The sequence below is a fragment of the Alsobacter sp. R-9 genome, assembly GCF_054612375.1.
In genome coordinates, this window is sequence record NZ_JBTSWJ010000014.1 from 24,058 (window position 1) to 38,355 (window position 14,298).

Consider the following 14,298-nt stretch of genomic DNA (forward strand, 5'->3'; position numbering starts at 1 on the left):
TCAGACCCTGCCTGCGCCCGGCGGGCGCCGCAGGTCGAGCGTCAGCGGGAACTCGACCGAAGGTTCGGGCGCCGGCACGGCGGAACGACCGGGCGTATGTCCGAACGCCTCGAAGCGGGCGAGGCGCCGCGCCTCGGCCTCGTAGGCGTTCACGGGGAAGGTGTCGTAGTTGCGCCCGCCGGGATGGGCGACGTGGTAGACGCAGCCGCCCACGGAGCGACCCGTCCACGTGTCGATGAGGTCGAAGGTCAGCGGCGCGTGCACCGGGATCGTCGGGTGCAGCCCCGAGGCCGGCTGCCATGCCTTGTAACGAACACCCGCCACCGCCTCGCCGGGGCGGCCGGTCTGCGTCATCGGCACGCGGCGGCCATTGCAGGCGACGACATGGCGCGCCGGGTTGAAGCCCTCGAGCTTCACCTGCAGCCGCTCCACCGAGGAGTCGACGTAGCGCACGGTGCCGCCGACGGCGCCCGTCTCGCCGAGCACGTGCCAGGGTTCCAGTGCCTGTCGAATCTCCATCTGCGCGCCCGCGACGTCCACGGCCCCGCAGAACGGGAAGCGGAACTCGCGCTGCGCCTCGAACCACAGGGGCTCGAAGTCGTAGCCCTCGCGCCGCAGGTCGTCGAGGATGGAGAGGAAGTCCTCCCAAACGAAGTGCGGCAGCATGAAGCGGTCGTGCAGCGCCGTCCCCCAGCGCACCAGCGCGCCATGTTGCGGTTCGCGCCAGAACCACGAGACGAGGGCGCGCAGGAGCAGTTGCTGCGCGAGCGACATCCGCGAGTCGGGCGGCATCTCGAAGGAGCGGAACTCGACGAGGCCGAGCCGTCCCGTCGGCCCGTCGGGCGAGAACAGCTTGTCGATGCAGATCTCGGAGCGGTGCGTGTTGCCGGTGACGTCGACGAGCAGGTTGCGGAACAGACGGTCGACGAGCCACGGCGGCGTCTCGCGCCCGCCCGGCCCCTCGACCATCGCCATGGCGATCTCGAGCTCGTAGAGGGCGTCGTGCCGCGCCTCGTCGATGCGCGGAGCCTGGCTGGTCGGCCCGATGAACAGCCCCGAGAACAGGTAGGACAGCGACGGGTGCCGCTGCCAGTAGAGCACGAGGCTCTTCAGGAGGTCGGGCCGGCGCAGGAACGGGCTGTCGTTCGGCGTAGCGCCGCCCAGCACCACGTGGTTGCCGCCGCCGGTGCCGCAGTGGCGCCCGTCGATCATGAACTTGTCCGTGCCGAGGCGCGCGAGCCGCGCCTCCTCGTACACGCCCTGCGTGACGTCCACCGCCTCCCGCCAGCTCGCGGCCGGCTGGACGTTGACCTCGATGACCCCGGGATCGGGGGTCACCTTGAGCACCGCCAGGCGCGGGTCGTGCGGCGGCTGGTAGCCTTCGAGGCGGACCGGGAGCCCGGCGTCGCGCGCCGAGTCCTCCACCGCCGCGACGAGTTCGAGATAGTCCTCCAGCGCCTGCACCGGGGGCATGAACACGTAGAGGATGCCCTCGCGCACCTCGAAGGCGACGGCGGTTCGCACCATGCCGAGGCCGGCCTCGTACTGCTCGACAACGTCCTGCCGCGCGCCGTCGTCGGCACCCCGCACGCGCTGGGAGAGCTGCTCGGCGCTCGGCAGCGGACCGCGCGGCTCGGACGGGTCGGTCGGCACCACGTAGGGGTAGGACGCGGGCGGCACGTAGGGCAGCGACCCCAGCGGCAGGCGGAAGCCCACAGGCGAGTCGCCCGGAACGAGGAACAGCTTCCCGCGCCGCAGCGACCAGCGCTCGCTGACCCAGCGGCGGTCGCGGGCCGCGGCGTTCCAGCGCTGCACCGGGAGCACCATTCCGACCGGTTGGCCGAGGCCGCGCTCGAAGACCCGCGCCATGCGGGCCCGCGCCTCGGGGTCCTCCAGCCGGGACTCGACCGGGTCCACGTTCACCGGCAGCTCGGCCTCCTTCAGGATCCAGTGGGCCGGGTCCTCGAAGGCGGGAAGGACGCACTCTCTCGGCAGGCCCAGCCGCTCGGCGACGCCCGTCGCCACGGCCGCGAGCGCATCAGGCGCCGGAGGCTCGGCAGGGGCCTCCACCGCGAGCAGCGACGGATCGCGCCAGATCGGCTGGCCGTCCTTGCGCCAGTAGAGCGAGAAGGTCCAGCGGGGCAGCGATTCCCCCGGGTACCACTTGCCCTGCCCGTGGTGCAGCAGGCCGCCGGGGGCGAAGCGCTCGCGCAGCCGTCGCACCAGGTCGTCGGCGCGCTGGCGCTTGGTCGGCCCGACCGCGTCGGTGTTCCACTCGGCCGCCTGGTAGTCGTCGATCGACACGAAGGTGGGCTCGCCGCCCATGGTCAGGCGCACGTCGCCCGCCACGAGGTCCGCGTCCACCACGTCGCCCAGCGCCGCGAGGCGGTGCCAGCTCTCGTCAGAGAACGGCAGCGTCACCCGCGGCGACTCGGCGACGCGGGTCACGCCCATGTGGAACCCGAACTCGACCTCGGCGTAGCCGACCATGCCGCTGATCGGCGCGGCCGAACGGTAGTGCGGCGTGGCGGCGAGCGGCAGGTGCCCCTCGCCGCAGAAAAGGCCCGACGTGGGGTCGAGGCCGAGCCATCCCGCGGCGGGGATGTACACCTCGGCCCAGGCGTGCAGGTCGGTGAAGTCGTGGTCGGTCCCGGTCGGACCGTCGAGTGCCTTCAGGTCGTGCTTGAGCTGGATCAGGTAGCCGGAGACGAAGCGGGCGGCGAGGCCGAGCCGCCGCAGCGCCTGCACCAGCAGCCAGCCGGTGTCGCGGCACGACCCCTTGCCGAGGCGCAGCGTCTCGTCCGGCGTCTGCACGCCCGGCTCCATGCGGATGACGTAGCCGATCTGCCGCTGCAGCCGCTGGTTGATGTCGACGAGGAACGTGACGATGGGGGTCTCGGCGCGCGAGATCGACGCGACGAAGTCGTCGAGCAGCGGCCCGTGGTCGTCGAGTTCGAGATAGGGCAGCAGCTCGTGCTTGAGCTCGGGCGGATAGGTGAACGGAAAGTGCTCGGCGTAGCCCTCGACGAAGAAGTCGAACGGGTTGACCACGGCGAGGTCGGCGACGAGGTCGACCTCGATCTTCAGCTCCGTCGCCGGCTCCGGGAACACGAAGCGCGCCAGCCAGTTGCCGTGGGGATCCTGCTGCCAGTTGATGAAGTGGTTAGCCGGGGTCACCTTGAGCGAGTAGCTCTTGACCGTCGTGCGGCAGTGGGGCGCCGGTCGCAGTCGTATGACCTGCGGCCCTAGCGTGACGGGCCGGTCGTAGCGGTAGTGGGTGACGTGGTTGAGGGCGGCGGTGATCGACACGGGGCTCGTTCCGGGCTTCGGGGCCGCCGGTCCGGCCGCTCCCCCGCCTCCGGTCGAGCCGGCGGCAACGAAGCAGCGTAGACTGGCCGGGTCGAGAGGCAAGGCCCGTGCCGCACTATGGCGGGCATAACCTTGACGGCGCGTCAAGCGACGGGCCGGCCCGCGGGAGACACCGACCATGACCGACGCCGCCGGCCACCGCCCGACCCGCACCGAAACCGACAGCTTCGGCCCGATCGAGGTGCCGGCCACCAGCTACTGGGGCGCCCAGACCGAGCGGTCGCTGCACTTCTTCCGGATCGGCACGGAAACCATGCCGGAGGAGCTCATCACCGCGCTGGTGATGGTCAAGAAGGCGGCGGCGCAGGTGAACGCCGAGCTGGGCGAGCTCGACGCGGGCCTCTCGGAGGCGATCGTGGCGGCGGCGGACGAGGTACTGTCCGGCGCGCTGAGGGACCAGTTCCCGCTCTCCGTGTGGCAGACCGGCTCGGGCACGCAGACCAACATGAACGCCAACGAGGTGCTGGCCGGCCGGGCCAACGAAATCCTGGGAGCGGGGCGCGGGGGCAAGGCGCCCGTGCATCCCAACGACCACGTCAACCGGGGGCAGTCGTCCAACGACACCATCCCCACGGCCATGCACGTCGCCGTCGGCATGGCGGCGAGCCGCCGCCTGCTGCCGGCGCTTCGCGGCCTGCACGAGGCACTGGACGCCAAGGCGAAGGCCTTCGCCGGCATCGTCAAGATCGGCCGCACGCACACGCAGGACGCGACGCCGATCACGCTGGGTCAGGAGTTCTCGGGCTACGCGGCGCAGGTGGCGGGAGCCGAGAGGCGCATCGAGACGGCGCTGGCCGACGTCTGGCCGCTCGCGCAGGGAGGCACTGCCGTCGGGACCGGCCTCAACGCCCATCGGGAGTTCGGCGACCGGGTGGCCGCCCGGCTCGCGCAGGAGACGGGCCTGCCCTTCACGGGGGCCGCAAACAAGTTCGAGGCGCTGGCCGCCCATGACGGTCTGGTCTTCCTGCACGGCGCGCTCGACGCGGCGGCAGCGGGGTTCTTCAAGGTGGCCAACGACATCCGCCTGCTCGCCTCAGGCCCGCGCTCGGGGCTTGGCGAACTGCTCATTCCCGAGAACGAGCCGGGATCGTCGATCATGCCAGGCAAGGTCAACCCGACGCAGGCCGAGGCGGTCACGATGGTCTGCGCCCGCGTCTTCGGCAACCAGGCGACGGTCGCCTTCGCCGGCAGCCAGGGCCATTTCGAGCTCAACGTCTACAAGCCGGTGATCGCCGACGCTGTGCTCCAGTCGATCCGCCTGCTGGCCGACGCGGCGGACAGCTTCCGCGCCCATTGCATCGAGGGCATCCAACCCGACGAGCCCCGCATCCGCGAGCATCTCGACCGCTCGCTGATGCTGGTGACGGCGCTGGCGCCACGCATCGGCTACGACGCCGCCGCCGCGGTGGCCAAGGCGGCGCACGCCAACGGCACCACGCTTCGGGAGGAGGCGATCCGGTTGGGCCACGTCAGCGGCGAGGAGTTCGATGCGCTGGTGGTCCCATCGGCCATGACGGGCCGCTGACCTTCGGCGGCAGTTCAGGCCTTGGCGAGCGTCGCGTCCCGCTCGTCGAGCCGGCGCAGGAGAGTCGCGGCCGTGATGCCGGTCAGCGCCATCACGAGCGCGCAGGCGAGCAGGGTCACGCGTGCCGTGTCGCCGTGCATGAACGGCCCCAGGATGATCGGGGCCACCGCCTGGCCCATGAAGAAGAAGAAGGCGTGCAGCGCCACGGCCGATCCGCGCGCCTCGGGCGCGAGGCCGGTGGCACGGGTCTGCAGGCCGTTGTGCAGCGCAAAGAAGCCGAACCCGAGCAGCAGGAACCCGAAGGACGACACCTGCCAGGGGGCCGGGAAGGAAAAGACGAGCTGCCCCGCCCCCGCGATGAACCCGCCTGCCGCCATCAGCGTGAAGGGCGAGAAGAGCCGCAGCAGGACGCCGACGAAGATCGAGAACACGATCCCTCCGGCGCCGAGCGACGCGACGACGAAGCCCGCCTCGGCGGTCCCTCCGACGCCCCGCGTCTGGATGATCTCCGCCACGAACGGGAACACGCCGTAGACGGCGATGCCCTCGAGGAAGACGGCCCCGTAGCAGATCGGCGCCCGCGGGTTGCGGAAGACCTTCCGGTAGCCCTCGCGCATGCCGCCGAGGCTGAACCCGCGGGAGGACGCCGCCTTCGGCGGTTCCCGCAGCAGCACCAGCACGGCGGCGGTGGCCGGCAGGGCGATGATGGCGGCCGTCCAGAAGGGACCGCGCCAGCCGAAGGCCTCGGCGATGACGCCCGAGGACATCAGGCCGATCAGCGTCCCGACGGTCGCGGCGGCGATCATCCGGGAGAGCGCGATCTGCCGGGCGGGCCCCTCGAACCGGTCGCCGATGACGGCGATGCCCAGCGGGATGAGCCCGCCGCCTGCGATGCCGGCGAGGATGCGGGACGCGAAGAGCGCCTCCAGCGTCGGCGAGACGGCGGCGGCGAAGAGCGCGAGGGTCAGCACGACCATGCAGGCGCGCAGCACCAGCGACTTGCCGTAGGCGTCGCCGAGCGGCCCGAGGATCGGCTGGAACAGGCCGTAGGGGAGCGCGAAGGCCGTGGCGAGAAGGGCCGCCGTCGTCACCGCCACGCCGAAATGCCCGGCGATGAGCGGCACCAGCGGGTCGGGGATGCGGATGGCGAGCGCCCCCGTCAGCGAGCAGATCCCGAGGATGATCAGCAGGCGAAGCTGCTCTCCCGTCATCCGCCTGCCCGCATGATCGTCGCCCCGCCCAGCCTGCGTGGCAGCCGTTCCCGCCGCGCGGGCGGCACCCTCGTTCCGGCCGGCCGAGATGTCAACGCGCCGCCAGCGGCATGGCAGGGTTGCAGCTTGCGCCTCCCGGCCGGTTGACGCCGGCGGCGAAGCACCGTCACATCCCCGGCAACACGGGAGGACGACGCATGAGACAGGCGTGGCGCTGGTTCGGGCCGAAGGACCCGGTGAGCCTCGACGACATCCGACAGGCCGGCGCGACCGACATCGTCAACGCGCTCCACGAGCTGCCTCCCGAGGAGGCTTGGACCCGCAAGCTGGTCGCCGAGCGCAAGGCCCTGATCGAGACGACCCCGCCCGGCCGCGTCCCGCTGACGTGGTCGGTGGTCGAGAGCATTCCGGTCCCCGACGACGTGAAGCGGCTCGGCAAGGGCGCCCGGGCGTCGATCGCAGCGTGGATCGCCAGCCTCGAGGCCGTCGCCGCCGAGGGCATCCGCGTCGTCTGCTACAACTTCATGCCCATCGTGGACTGGACGCGCACGGACCTGGACTGGCCCGTCTCGACGGGTGCGACGGCTCTGCGGTTCGACAACGACCGCTTCGCCGCCTTCGACCTCTACGTCCTGAAGCGCCCGGGCGCCGAGCGGGACTGGGACGACGCCGTGAAGGCCCGGGCGCGGGCCGCGCTCGACGCGATGGCGGCCGACGAGGTCGCGACGCTCACCCGCACCATCGCAGCCGGCCTGCCGGGCGCCACGACGGACGCGCTCGACCTCGACGCGTTCCGCGCCCGGCTCGCCGCCTATGCCGGCATCGACGCGCCGCGCCTGCGTCAACACCTGATCGAGTTCCTCGAGGAGGTGGCCCCCGTCGCGCAGGACCTCGGCGTGCGGCTCACCCTGCACCCGGACGACCCGCCCCGGCCGCTCTTCGGGCTGCCGCGCATCGCCTCCACGGGCGACGACTACCAGGCCCTGTTCGACGCGGTTCCGGTCGCGGCCAACGGCATGTGCTTCTGCACGGGCAGCCTCGGCGTGCGTCCCGACAACGACCTCGTCGCCATCGCCGAGCGCTTCGCCCCGCGCATCGGCTTCGCCCACCTGCGCGCGACGAAGCGGGAAGCGGACCCGATGTCGTTCCACGAGGCCGACCACCTCGACGGCGACGTGGACATGGTCGGCGTGCTGCGGGCCCTGTCGCGGGAGGATCGTCGGCGCGGCGCGGCCGACAGCATCCCCTTCCGTCCGGACCACGGGCACCGGATGCTGGACGACCTCGCCAAGACGACCAACCCCGGATACTCGGCCATCGGCCGTCTCAAGGGCCTCGCCGAGCTGCGCGGCGTCCTGCGGGCCGTGGAGCAGCTGGCCTGATCCGTCCGCAGCGGCGCTACGTCGCACCCTGCGCGTAGCCGGTGACCCGTTCCACGCCGTTCGAGACGGCCGGGCAGGACAGCGTCCACACCACGCCGCCCGGCGGATAGTCGAGGGTCACCGTCCCGTCGAGCGCACGCGCCACCACGCGGGTGGTGACGGTGTGGCCGAACCCCAGCCGCTCGGGCGGCTTGAGACCGTCGACGCCCGTCTCCCGCCACACCAGCCGGAAGTGGCCGTCGTCGAGGCTCCAGTTCACCAGGACGCCACCGCCTTCGGTGGCCAGCGCCCCGTGCTTCACCGCGTTCGTCGCGAGTTCGTGGAGCGCCATGCCGATGTTCTGCGCCGCGTCCGGGCTGAGGCGCACGCGCGGCCCATCCACCTTGATGCGGCCGCCGATCCCGTCGGCATGGTGGCCGAGCTGGGACCGCACCAGATCGGCCATGTCGGCGCCGGCCCAGTTCTGCTGGACGAGGAGATCGTGGGAGCCGGCCAGGCTCTGCAGCCGGGACGAGAAGCGGCTGGTGAAGTCCTCCAGCGACGGCGACGTGCGGGCGATCTGCTGGGCCATGGCCTGGACGACGCTGAGCAGGTTCTTCGTGCGGTGCGTCAGTTCCCGCATCAGGTAGTGCTGCTGCGCCTCCCGCTGCTTGCGCTCGGTGACGTCCTCGACGATCACGCCCACCGCGCTCACGCCGCCGGGGGTGGTGACCGGGTAGAAGGTGACGAGGTAGTCCCTGCGCCCCCCGTGCCTGCCGTCGTCGCCCCGCACTTCGATGTCCTGCACGGGCTGTCCCGTGGCGAGGACCTTCTCGAAGGCCGGCTTCACCAGCGGCTTGAGGCTCGGCAGCACGTCCCAGAGCCGCCGTCCCGCGTCGGCCTCGGGGGGCACGCCTGTCGCCGCTGCCAACCAGGGGTTGATTCTCAGGACCACGCCGTCCCGGTCGAAGAGGGCGATGCCGACAGGCGCCGACCGGTACAGTCCCACGAGCTCCGCGACCGTCCGCTCCAGCGTGGCCGTGCGCTCGGAGAGTGTCCGCGACGTCCGGGCCAGCGCGTCGGCGACCTCGTTCGCCTCGCGCAGGTCGCTGTCCATGGCAGTCCAGGACGCCGGCGAATGGATCCGCTCGGCCCGGACGGCGAGCAGGCGCACCGGTTCGGCCAGCCTTCGCCCGAACAGCAGCGCGAGCCCGAGGGACAGCGCGACCAGCGAGACCGCGGCAAGCCCGAGGAGCCCCAGTGACTTGTGGACCGCTGCGTCGACGGTCCCTGCCGTGACGCCGACCCACAGCGTCCATCCGGTGCTCGAGACCGGGGCCACCGCCATCAGCGCCGGCCTGCCCTCGAGGTTGATGGCCTGGAGGTGGCCCATCTCCGCCCCGGCCGGAAACGGCGCGTCGCGACCGGTGTCCGTGTTGCCCCGTCGAGTCGTGGCGACGACCCGCCGCTGCGCGTCGGCGAGGCCCGCGACGGTCTCGCTGCCCCCGAGCTCGGTTCTCAGGATCTCGGCGAGACGGGATGAGGGAACGAGGATGCCGAGGAGGTGCGTCGGCCGGGGGCCGCGCGGCACCGCGATCCGGACCGCGACCGACCAGGTGCCGTCGATGGGCGCCGGGGGCAGGCCCGAGACGACGGCGAGGCCGGAGTCGAGCGCCCTCTTGTCAGCCTCGCCGAAGGAGATCGGCGGCCCCGCGAGCCCTGCAGGCAGGCGGGTGTCGATGAGGCGCGCGCCCTCCATGTCCCGCAGGAGGATGGTCAGGCCCGTGGCGGAGGAGAGCCGGCTCGCCTGCAGCGCGAACGTCCCGACGTCACCGTTCATCAGCGCGGGCGAGGTGGCCAGCGCCTCCAGCGTCGCGATGAGACCGGAGAGGTGACGCTCCACGTCGCCCGCCAGGTTGCGGGTGGTGTCGGCGATGACGGTCTCCAGCCGCTGCCGCTCGCCGGTCTGGAACCGCGTGAAGAGGATCAGTGCAAGCACGACCACCGGAATCGCGATGGCGAGGCCGAATGCGATCAGATGGGTCCGGAAGGACCATCCCAGATGCTTGCCCAGGGGCTTGGGCCGGTCGTCTCCAGCGCGCATCATCCACCACGATCCGCCGCCGCGCCGGCGGCGACGGACCGAGTAAAGGCAAGACGACGACGGCCGGCAAGCAGAGGCTTTGCCGGCCGTCCCGTTCCACGATTTCTGGCGGCCCGGCCAGGAACCGGCCCGCCGGACCCGCCGCGACCGCCCGGTGCGACGATCAGCCCTTGAGCTTCGCCGCGATGGCGGCCACGTGCCGGCCCTGGTAGCGGGCTCCGTCGAGCTCCACCTTCGAGGGCATGCGCGAGCCGTCGCCGCCCGTGATCGTCGAGGCGCCGTAGGGCGAGCCGCCCTTGATCTCGTCGACGCCCGTCTGACCGGCGAAGGCGTAGGGGAGCCCGACCACGACCATGCCGTGGTGCATCAGCGTCGGAATGAAGCCGAGGATGGTCGACTCCTGCCCGCCGTGCTGCGTCGCCGACGACGTGAAGGCCGAGCCCACCTTGCCGACGAGCTTGCCCTGCGCCCAGAGGCCGCCGGTCTGGTCCCAGAAGTTGCGCATCTGCGACGCCATCGTGCCGAAGCGCGTGCCGGCGCCGACGATGATCGCGTCGTAGTCGGCGAGTTCGCCCGGCTTGGCCACCTCGGCCTTCTGGTCGAGCTTGAAGTGGCTCGCCTTGGCGACATCCTCGGGCACCAGCTCGGGCACGCGCTTGATCGTGACGGTCGCGCCCGTCTCGCGCGCGCCCTCCGCCACCGCTTCCGCCATGGCCTCGATGTGGCCGTAGGACGAGTAATAGAGCACGAGCACCTTGGTCATCGGAACACTCCGGTCGTCTGTTCGAGGGCGCGCCGGCTGGCGCGTTCGGGTGCACAAGTGGGCGTCCCGCCGGTCAAGGCAACGTGCAACGGTGCAAGACTGCCCTTGCAGGGGCTTGGCAGCGCGCCGCGGCGCCTCAGGCCGGGAGGCGCACCACCGTCACCGTGCAGGGCGCCTCGGCGACGACCTGTGCCGAGACACTGCCGAGATAGCGGCGCAAGGCCGAACTTGCCCGGGCACCGACGACGATGTGGTCGACGCTGTTGTGGTGCGCGTACTCGATGAGCGCCGACGCCGGATCGACCGCCTCGAGCACGTGGTAGCTGACGCGGTCGTCGCCGTCCGCCAGCGGCCGCGCCCACTCCTTGAGCTCGACGAGGCGCTGCACGTAGGGGTTGCCGGCTCCCTCCCCCGTCGATTCGACGGCGAGGATCGCCGTCTTCAGCACCGTGACGCACGCCAGCCGCGCATCGGGATCGGCGTCGAGCGCGCGGCGCGCGTGCACGCGCAGGACGTCGGCCAGCGGGTCGACGCCATTGGACAGGTCGACGGCCGCCATCACGATCGGCGCCGTCGAGAGATGCTGGACGACGGCAGGCCGCAGCCTCCGCTCCACGCGGCGGGAGCGCAGCCACCGCTTGAGCGTGACGAGAACTCCGTCCTGCTGCGTCCGCCGGGCCCGCTCCGTCAGCGCCACCTGCTCGGGGTGCTGCAGCGCGAAGGCGAGCTGGGCCGGCGTCGCGTAGCGCTTCTCCGGATCGATCTCCAGGCAGCGCAGGATGACCTCCTGCAGCCACTCCGGACAGTCCGGGGCGTGACGGCGCGGCGGCACCGGGTCGCGCCACAGTCGCTTCAACATTCCCCCGCGTCCCTGCGGCGACCCGAACGGCAGCTTCCCGGTGACGAGTTCGTACAGCATCACCCCGAGCGCGAAGATGTCGCTGCGGCGGTCGCCGCGGTCGCCGACGATCTGCTCGGGCGAAATGTACGCGCCCGTCCCCATCGGCACGTCCGATTCCTCGGCGAGGAGGTCGGGCAGGTCGTCGTGCCGCGACAGGCCGAAATCCAGCAGGACGGCCGAGCCGTCGGGGCGGATCATGACGTTGGAGGGCTTCAGGTCGAGGTGCAGGACCCTCTGGCGATGCAGGTCCTGCAGCGCGCGGGCCAGCCGCAGTCCCGTCTCGACGACGCGATCGGGCGGAAGCGGGGCCGCCTCGACGTCGCCGACGAGGCTGCGGCCCTCCACGCGCTCCATGACCAGGAAGGGCAGCCGCGAGAAGTCGCCGGCGGCCACGAAGCGCGGCACGTGCGGGCCGGACAGGCGCGGCAGGATCAGCTGCTCCACCTCGAAGCCGACGATGGCGGAGACGTCCTCGCCTTCGGCCAGCGAGGGGATCTTCATGGCGAGCGGGCCCTCGTCGGGCGGGGCGGTGGCCGGTTCCTCCCGTTCCACGGCCCACAGGCTTCCCATGCCGCCCTGATGGAGACGCCTGAGCAGGCGGAACCCCTCGACGACCTGGCCTTCGGCGTAGCTCTGCCGCATCGTGTCCCCCGTTCAGCGGCCCCTGGCGAGACGGGAGGCGAGGCTTTCGGGGAGGCCTGCCGCCAGGATCTTCCGGGCCGCGGCGTCCACGTCATAGGCGACGCGGACGAATGTGAGTTCGCTCGGCCTGTCCGAGAGGAGGCCGTAGCAGGCTGCCGGGCTGCCGTCCCGCGGCTGGCCCACCGCGCCGAGCACAGCCAGCCAGCGCCGCGACATGGCCAGCGGCAGCGCGACGCCCGGGCCGGGCTGGTGCAGCGCGGGCGGGCGCAGCGGCGCCATGTGGTACAGCGCCGGTACGTGCGTGTGTCCGCACAGGGTCACCCGGTGCGTCGTCGACCGCAGGCTTCGCTCGGCGTCCACCGTCGAACGGATGTATCCCCAGCCCTCCGGCGCCCACGCGTTGGCATGGACGAACAGCACCTCGCCGTCCGCATGCTCCAGGGGAAGCCCGGCGAGGAAGCCCACCTGGGCTTGCGACAGCCGCCCCCGGGTCCAGGCGATCGCAGCGGCCGCCGCTTCCGTCATGCCGGGATCGGGCGTCACGGCAGCCGCGTCGTGGTTCCCCCGGATGGCGACGGCGCCGTCTGCCACCAGCTGCGCGACCGTCTCGCACACCCACTCGGGATCCGCGCCATAGCCGACGAGGTCGCCGAGGAACACGAGCCGCTCCGCGCCGCGTCGCCGTGCATCGGCGAGGCAGGCCGTCAGCGCCTCGCGATTGGAATGGACGTCGGCGAAGACGGCGGTCAGCACGGCGGGGCCCCGGGGAGACGGACGAGCCATTCGACCGGCATTCGCCGCGCCCGCCAATTAGGCGAAGTGCTGAGCATCCGGGCAGGGACCGGCGTGGTCCACGTCCCGCTCTCCTCGCGACAACCCGGGATGTTATTCCAATTCATGAAATCATATCTATTGATGATGATCAATTGAAAAGATTTCAAGGATATCATATTCATGCAAACGTGACGGACATGGAAAGTCTTCGCTGCTGTCCCGGCGGCGAATATTATCAAGAACGTTACACTTTAGGGCCGACTGCCGTTCTCTGAGGGGCCGGGCCGGAGGCTTTCTTTTCGAAGGTGCAGCCGTTTCATGTCCCTCCCGGCCGCCGATCCCCTTCGCATCCTCGTGATCGAGGACTCCCCGTCGCTGCGCCGCACGGTGGTCGACTACATGAGGGCCAGCGGGTTCGCTGCGCTCGAGGCGTGGAGCGTGGCAGGAGCCAAGGTGATCCTGGAGCGGACACCGCCCGACATCGTCCTGCTCGACCTCATGCTGGAGGACGGCGAAGGGTACGAGCTCCTGGAGCTCTTCGCGCCGCGCGGCATTCCGCTGATGGTCGTTTCGGCGAAGGCCTCGACGGAAGATCGAATCCACTGTCTGGAGCGGGGGGCGGACGACTACCTCGTCAAGCCGTTCGAGCTGCGGGAGCTTCTCCTCAGGGTGCGCCGGCTCGAGCGGCTCCTGGGCACCGCTGCCTCGATCCGGCCCGGATCGGCCACAGCCACCCTCGGCGCCGTGCGCATCGACATGGTGGAGCGCAGCGTGCAGCGGCCGGAGGGCTCGGCAGAGCATCTGACCGACGCCGAGTTCCGCCTCCTGCGGCTCCTCCTCGACAACGCCGGGACGATCCTTTCCCGGGAGCGCATCGAGGCGGAGGTCTTCAGGCGCGAGGTGCCGGGCGACAGCCGCCGCGTGGACGTCCTCGTCAGCAAGCTGCGGCGCAAGATCGACGATCCGTCCGCCCCCAGCCTCGTGGCCAACGTCCGCAACCTGGGCTATGTGCTGCAGGTCTCAGCCGTCCCCGGCTGAGACGAGGCGCTTCCGCGATCCCGCGATCCATGCCACATCTGGCGCCGGCGGCGCTGCGCGCTCCGATGCCGGCAGACGGCTCCGCCGCGCGACCGAGGAACTTGGCATGAGACGACTTCTGGTCCTTGCCCTGGCGCTTCTGACCGGGATGGCGGCGCCGACGGCGTCCAAGGCGCTCGACCGTCCGTCGGGCCAGGTCCTCCTGACGGTATCGGGTGCGATCACCAACACCAACGACGGGGACCGGGCCGTCTTCGACCGCGCCATGCTGGAACGGCTGGGCCTCGCCCGGCTGCGGACCACGACGCCATGGACCGACGGCGTGGTCGAGTTCGAGGGCGTCCCCGTCAAGGCCCTGCTCGACGCGGTCGGGATCAAGGGCCGTCGCCTCAAGGCGATGGCGATCAACGACTACTCCGTCGAGCTCGACGCGACGGAGTTCGACAGGATTCCCGCTCTGCTGGCGATGCGGATGAACGGCGTGCAGCTGCGGGTGCGGGACAAGGGGCCGATCTGGATCGTGTATCCGTACGAGGAACTGCCGTCGTTCCGCGAGGAGGCCAACAACCACAAGTGGATCTGGCAGCTCAAGTCGATCGTCGTGCAGTAG

The 14,298-nt window shown here is 71.3% G+C and carries 10 protein-coding genes; 4 read left to right on the forward strand and 6 right to left on the reverse strand.

The genetic code is table 11. From position 1 onward, the window contains the following. Positions 1-3,309: a transglutaminase family protein gene (locus tag ACX9GQ_RS20060; RefSeq protein ID WP_459631367.1), complete on the reverse strand. Its 3,309-nt coding sequence runs from the start codon at positions 3,307-3,309 to the stop codon at positions 1-3. 178 nt (positions 3,310-3,487) lie between these two features. On the opposite strand from ACX9GQ_RS20060, the gene fumC reads away from it, so the two are divergent. Next, positions 3,488-4,894, forward strand: coding sequence for a class II fumarate hydratase (fumC, locus tag ACX9GQ_RS20065; protein ID WP_459631368.1), 1,407 nt, complete (start codon positions 3,488-3,490; stop codon positions 4,892-4,894). Between the two features lie 14 nt (positions 4,895-4,908). On the opposite strand, the gene ACX9GQ_RS20070 is transcribed toward fumC, so the two are convergent. Then, complete coding sequence (locus ACX9GQ_RS20070) at positions 4,909-6,105, reverse strand: MFS transporter (RefSeq protein ID WP_459631369.1); 1,197 nt, start codon at positions 6,103-6,105, stop codon at positions 4,909-4,911. Positions 6,106-6,302: 197 nt separating this feature from the next. Here ACX9GQ_RS20070 and uxuA point away from each other — a divergent pair, with 197 nt between their 5' ends. Then, positions 6,303-7,487, forward strand: a complete 1,185-nt coding sequence (gene uxuA / locus ACX9GQ_RS20075) for a mannonate dehydratase (RefSeq protein ID WP_459631370.1) — start codon at positions 6,303-6,305, stop codon at positions 7,485-7,487. A 16-nt stretch (positions 7,488-7,503) separates the two neighbouring features. On the opposite strand, the gene ACX9GQ_RS20080 is transcribed toward uxuA, so the two are convergent. The 4 genes from ACX9GQ_RS20080 to ACX9GQ_RS20095 form a co-directional block, all read right to left on the reverse strand. Further along, entirely contained in the window at positions 7,504-9,573 is a 2,070-nt protein-coding gene (locus ACX9GQ_RS20080) for a sensor histidine kinase (protein WP_459631371.1), read from the reverse strand. A 160-nt stretch (positions 9,574-9,733) separates the two neighbouring features. After that, positions 9,734-10,333, reverse strand: coding sequence for an NAD(P)H:quinone oxidoreductase (gene wrbA, locus ACX9GQ_RS20085; RefSeq protein WP_459631372.1), 600 nt, complete (start codon positions 10,331-10,333; stop codon positions 9,734-9,736). A 136-nt stretch (positions 10,334-10,469) separates the two neighbouring features. Beyond that, positions 10,470-11,876 carry a protein kinase domain-containing protein gene (locus tag ACX9GQ_RS20090; RefSeq protein ID WP_459631373.1) on the reverse strand — a complete coding sequence of 469 codons (1,407 nt, stop codon included), beginning with the start codon at positions 11,874-11,876 and terminating at the stop codon, positions 10,470-10,472. A 12-nt stretch (positions 11,877-11,888) separates the two neighbouring features. Beyond that, positions 11,889-12,629: a metallophosphoesterase family protein gene (locus ACX9GQ_RS20095; protein WP_459631374.1), complete on the reverse strand. Its 741-nt coding sequence runs from the start codon at positions 12,627-12,629 to the stop codon at positions 11,889-11,891. Positions 12,630-12,968: 339 nt separating this feature from the next. On the opposite strand from ACX9GQ_RS20095, the gene ACX9GQ_RS20100 reads away from it, so the two are divergent. Together ACX9GQ_RS20100 and ACX9GQ_RS20105 are read left to right on the forward strand one after the other, a co-directional pair. Beyond that, the gene (locus ACX9GQ_RS20100) at positions 12,969-13,688 is read left to right on the forward strand and encodes a response regulator transcription factor (RefSeq protein WP_459631375.1); all 720 of its coding nucleotides are present in this window, start codon (positions 12,969-12,971) and stop codon (positions 13,686-13,688) included. Positions 13,689-13,794: 106 nt separating this feature from the next. Then, a complete protein-coding gene (locus ACX9GQ_RS20105) occupies positions 13,795-14,298 on the forward strand; it encodes a putative pterin-binding protein (protein ID WP_459631376.1) in 504 nt (167 codons plus the stop codon).

Excerpts from the sequence above, each read along its gene's own strand:
- ACX9GQ_RS20100 (WP_459631375.1), top strand. The coding sequence starts at position 12,969 with ATGTCCCTCCCGGCCGCCGATCCCCTTCGCATCCTCGTGATCGAGGAC.
- ACX9GQ_RS20090 (WP_459631373.1), bottom strand. The coding sequence starts at position 11,876 with ATGCGGCAGAGCTACGCCGAAGGCCAGGTCGTCGAGGGGTTCCGCCTG.
- ACX9GQ_RS20070 (WP_459631369.1), bottom strand. The coding sequence starts at position 6,105 with ATGACGGGAGAGCAGCTTCGCCTGCTGATCATCCTCGGGATCTGCTCG.
- ACX9GQ_RS20105 (WP_459631376.1), top strand. The coding sequence starts at position 13,795 with ATGAGACGACTTCTGGTCCTTGCCCTGGCGCTTCTGACCGGGATGGCG.
- wrbA (WP_459631372.1), bottom strand. The coding sequence starts at position 10,333 with ATGACCAAGGTGCTCGTGCTCTATTACTCGTCCTACGGCCACATCGAG.
- fumC (WP_459631368.1), top strand. The coding sequence starts at position 3,488 with ATGACCGACGCCGCCGGCCACCGCCCGACCCGCACCGAAACCGACAGC.
- uxuA (WP_459631370.1), top strand. The coding sequence starts at position 6,303 with ATGAGACAGGCGTGGCGCTGGTTCGGGCCGAAGGACCCGGTGAGCCTC.
- ACX9GQ_RS20080 (WP_459631371.1), bottom strand. The coding sequence starts at position 9,573 with ATGATGCGCGCTGGAGACGACCGGCCCAAGCCCCTGGGCAAGCATCTG.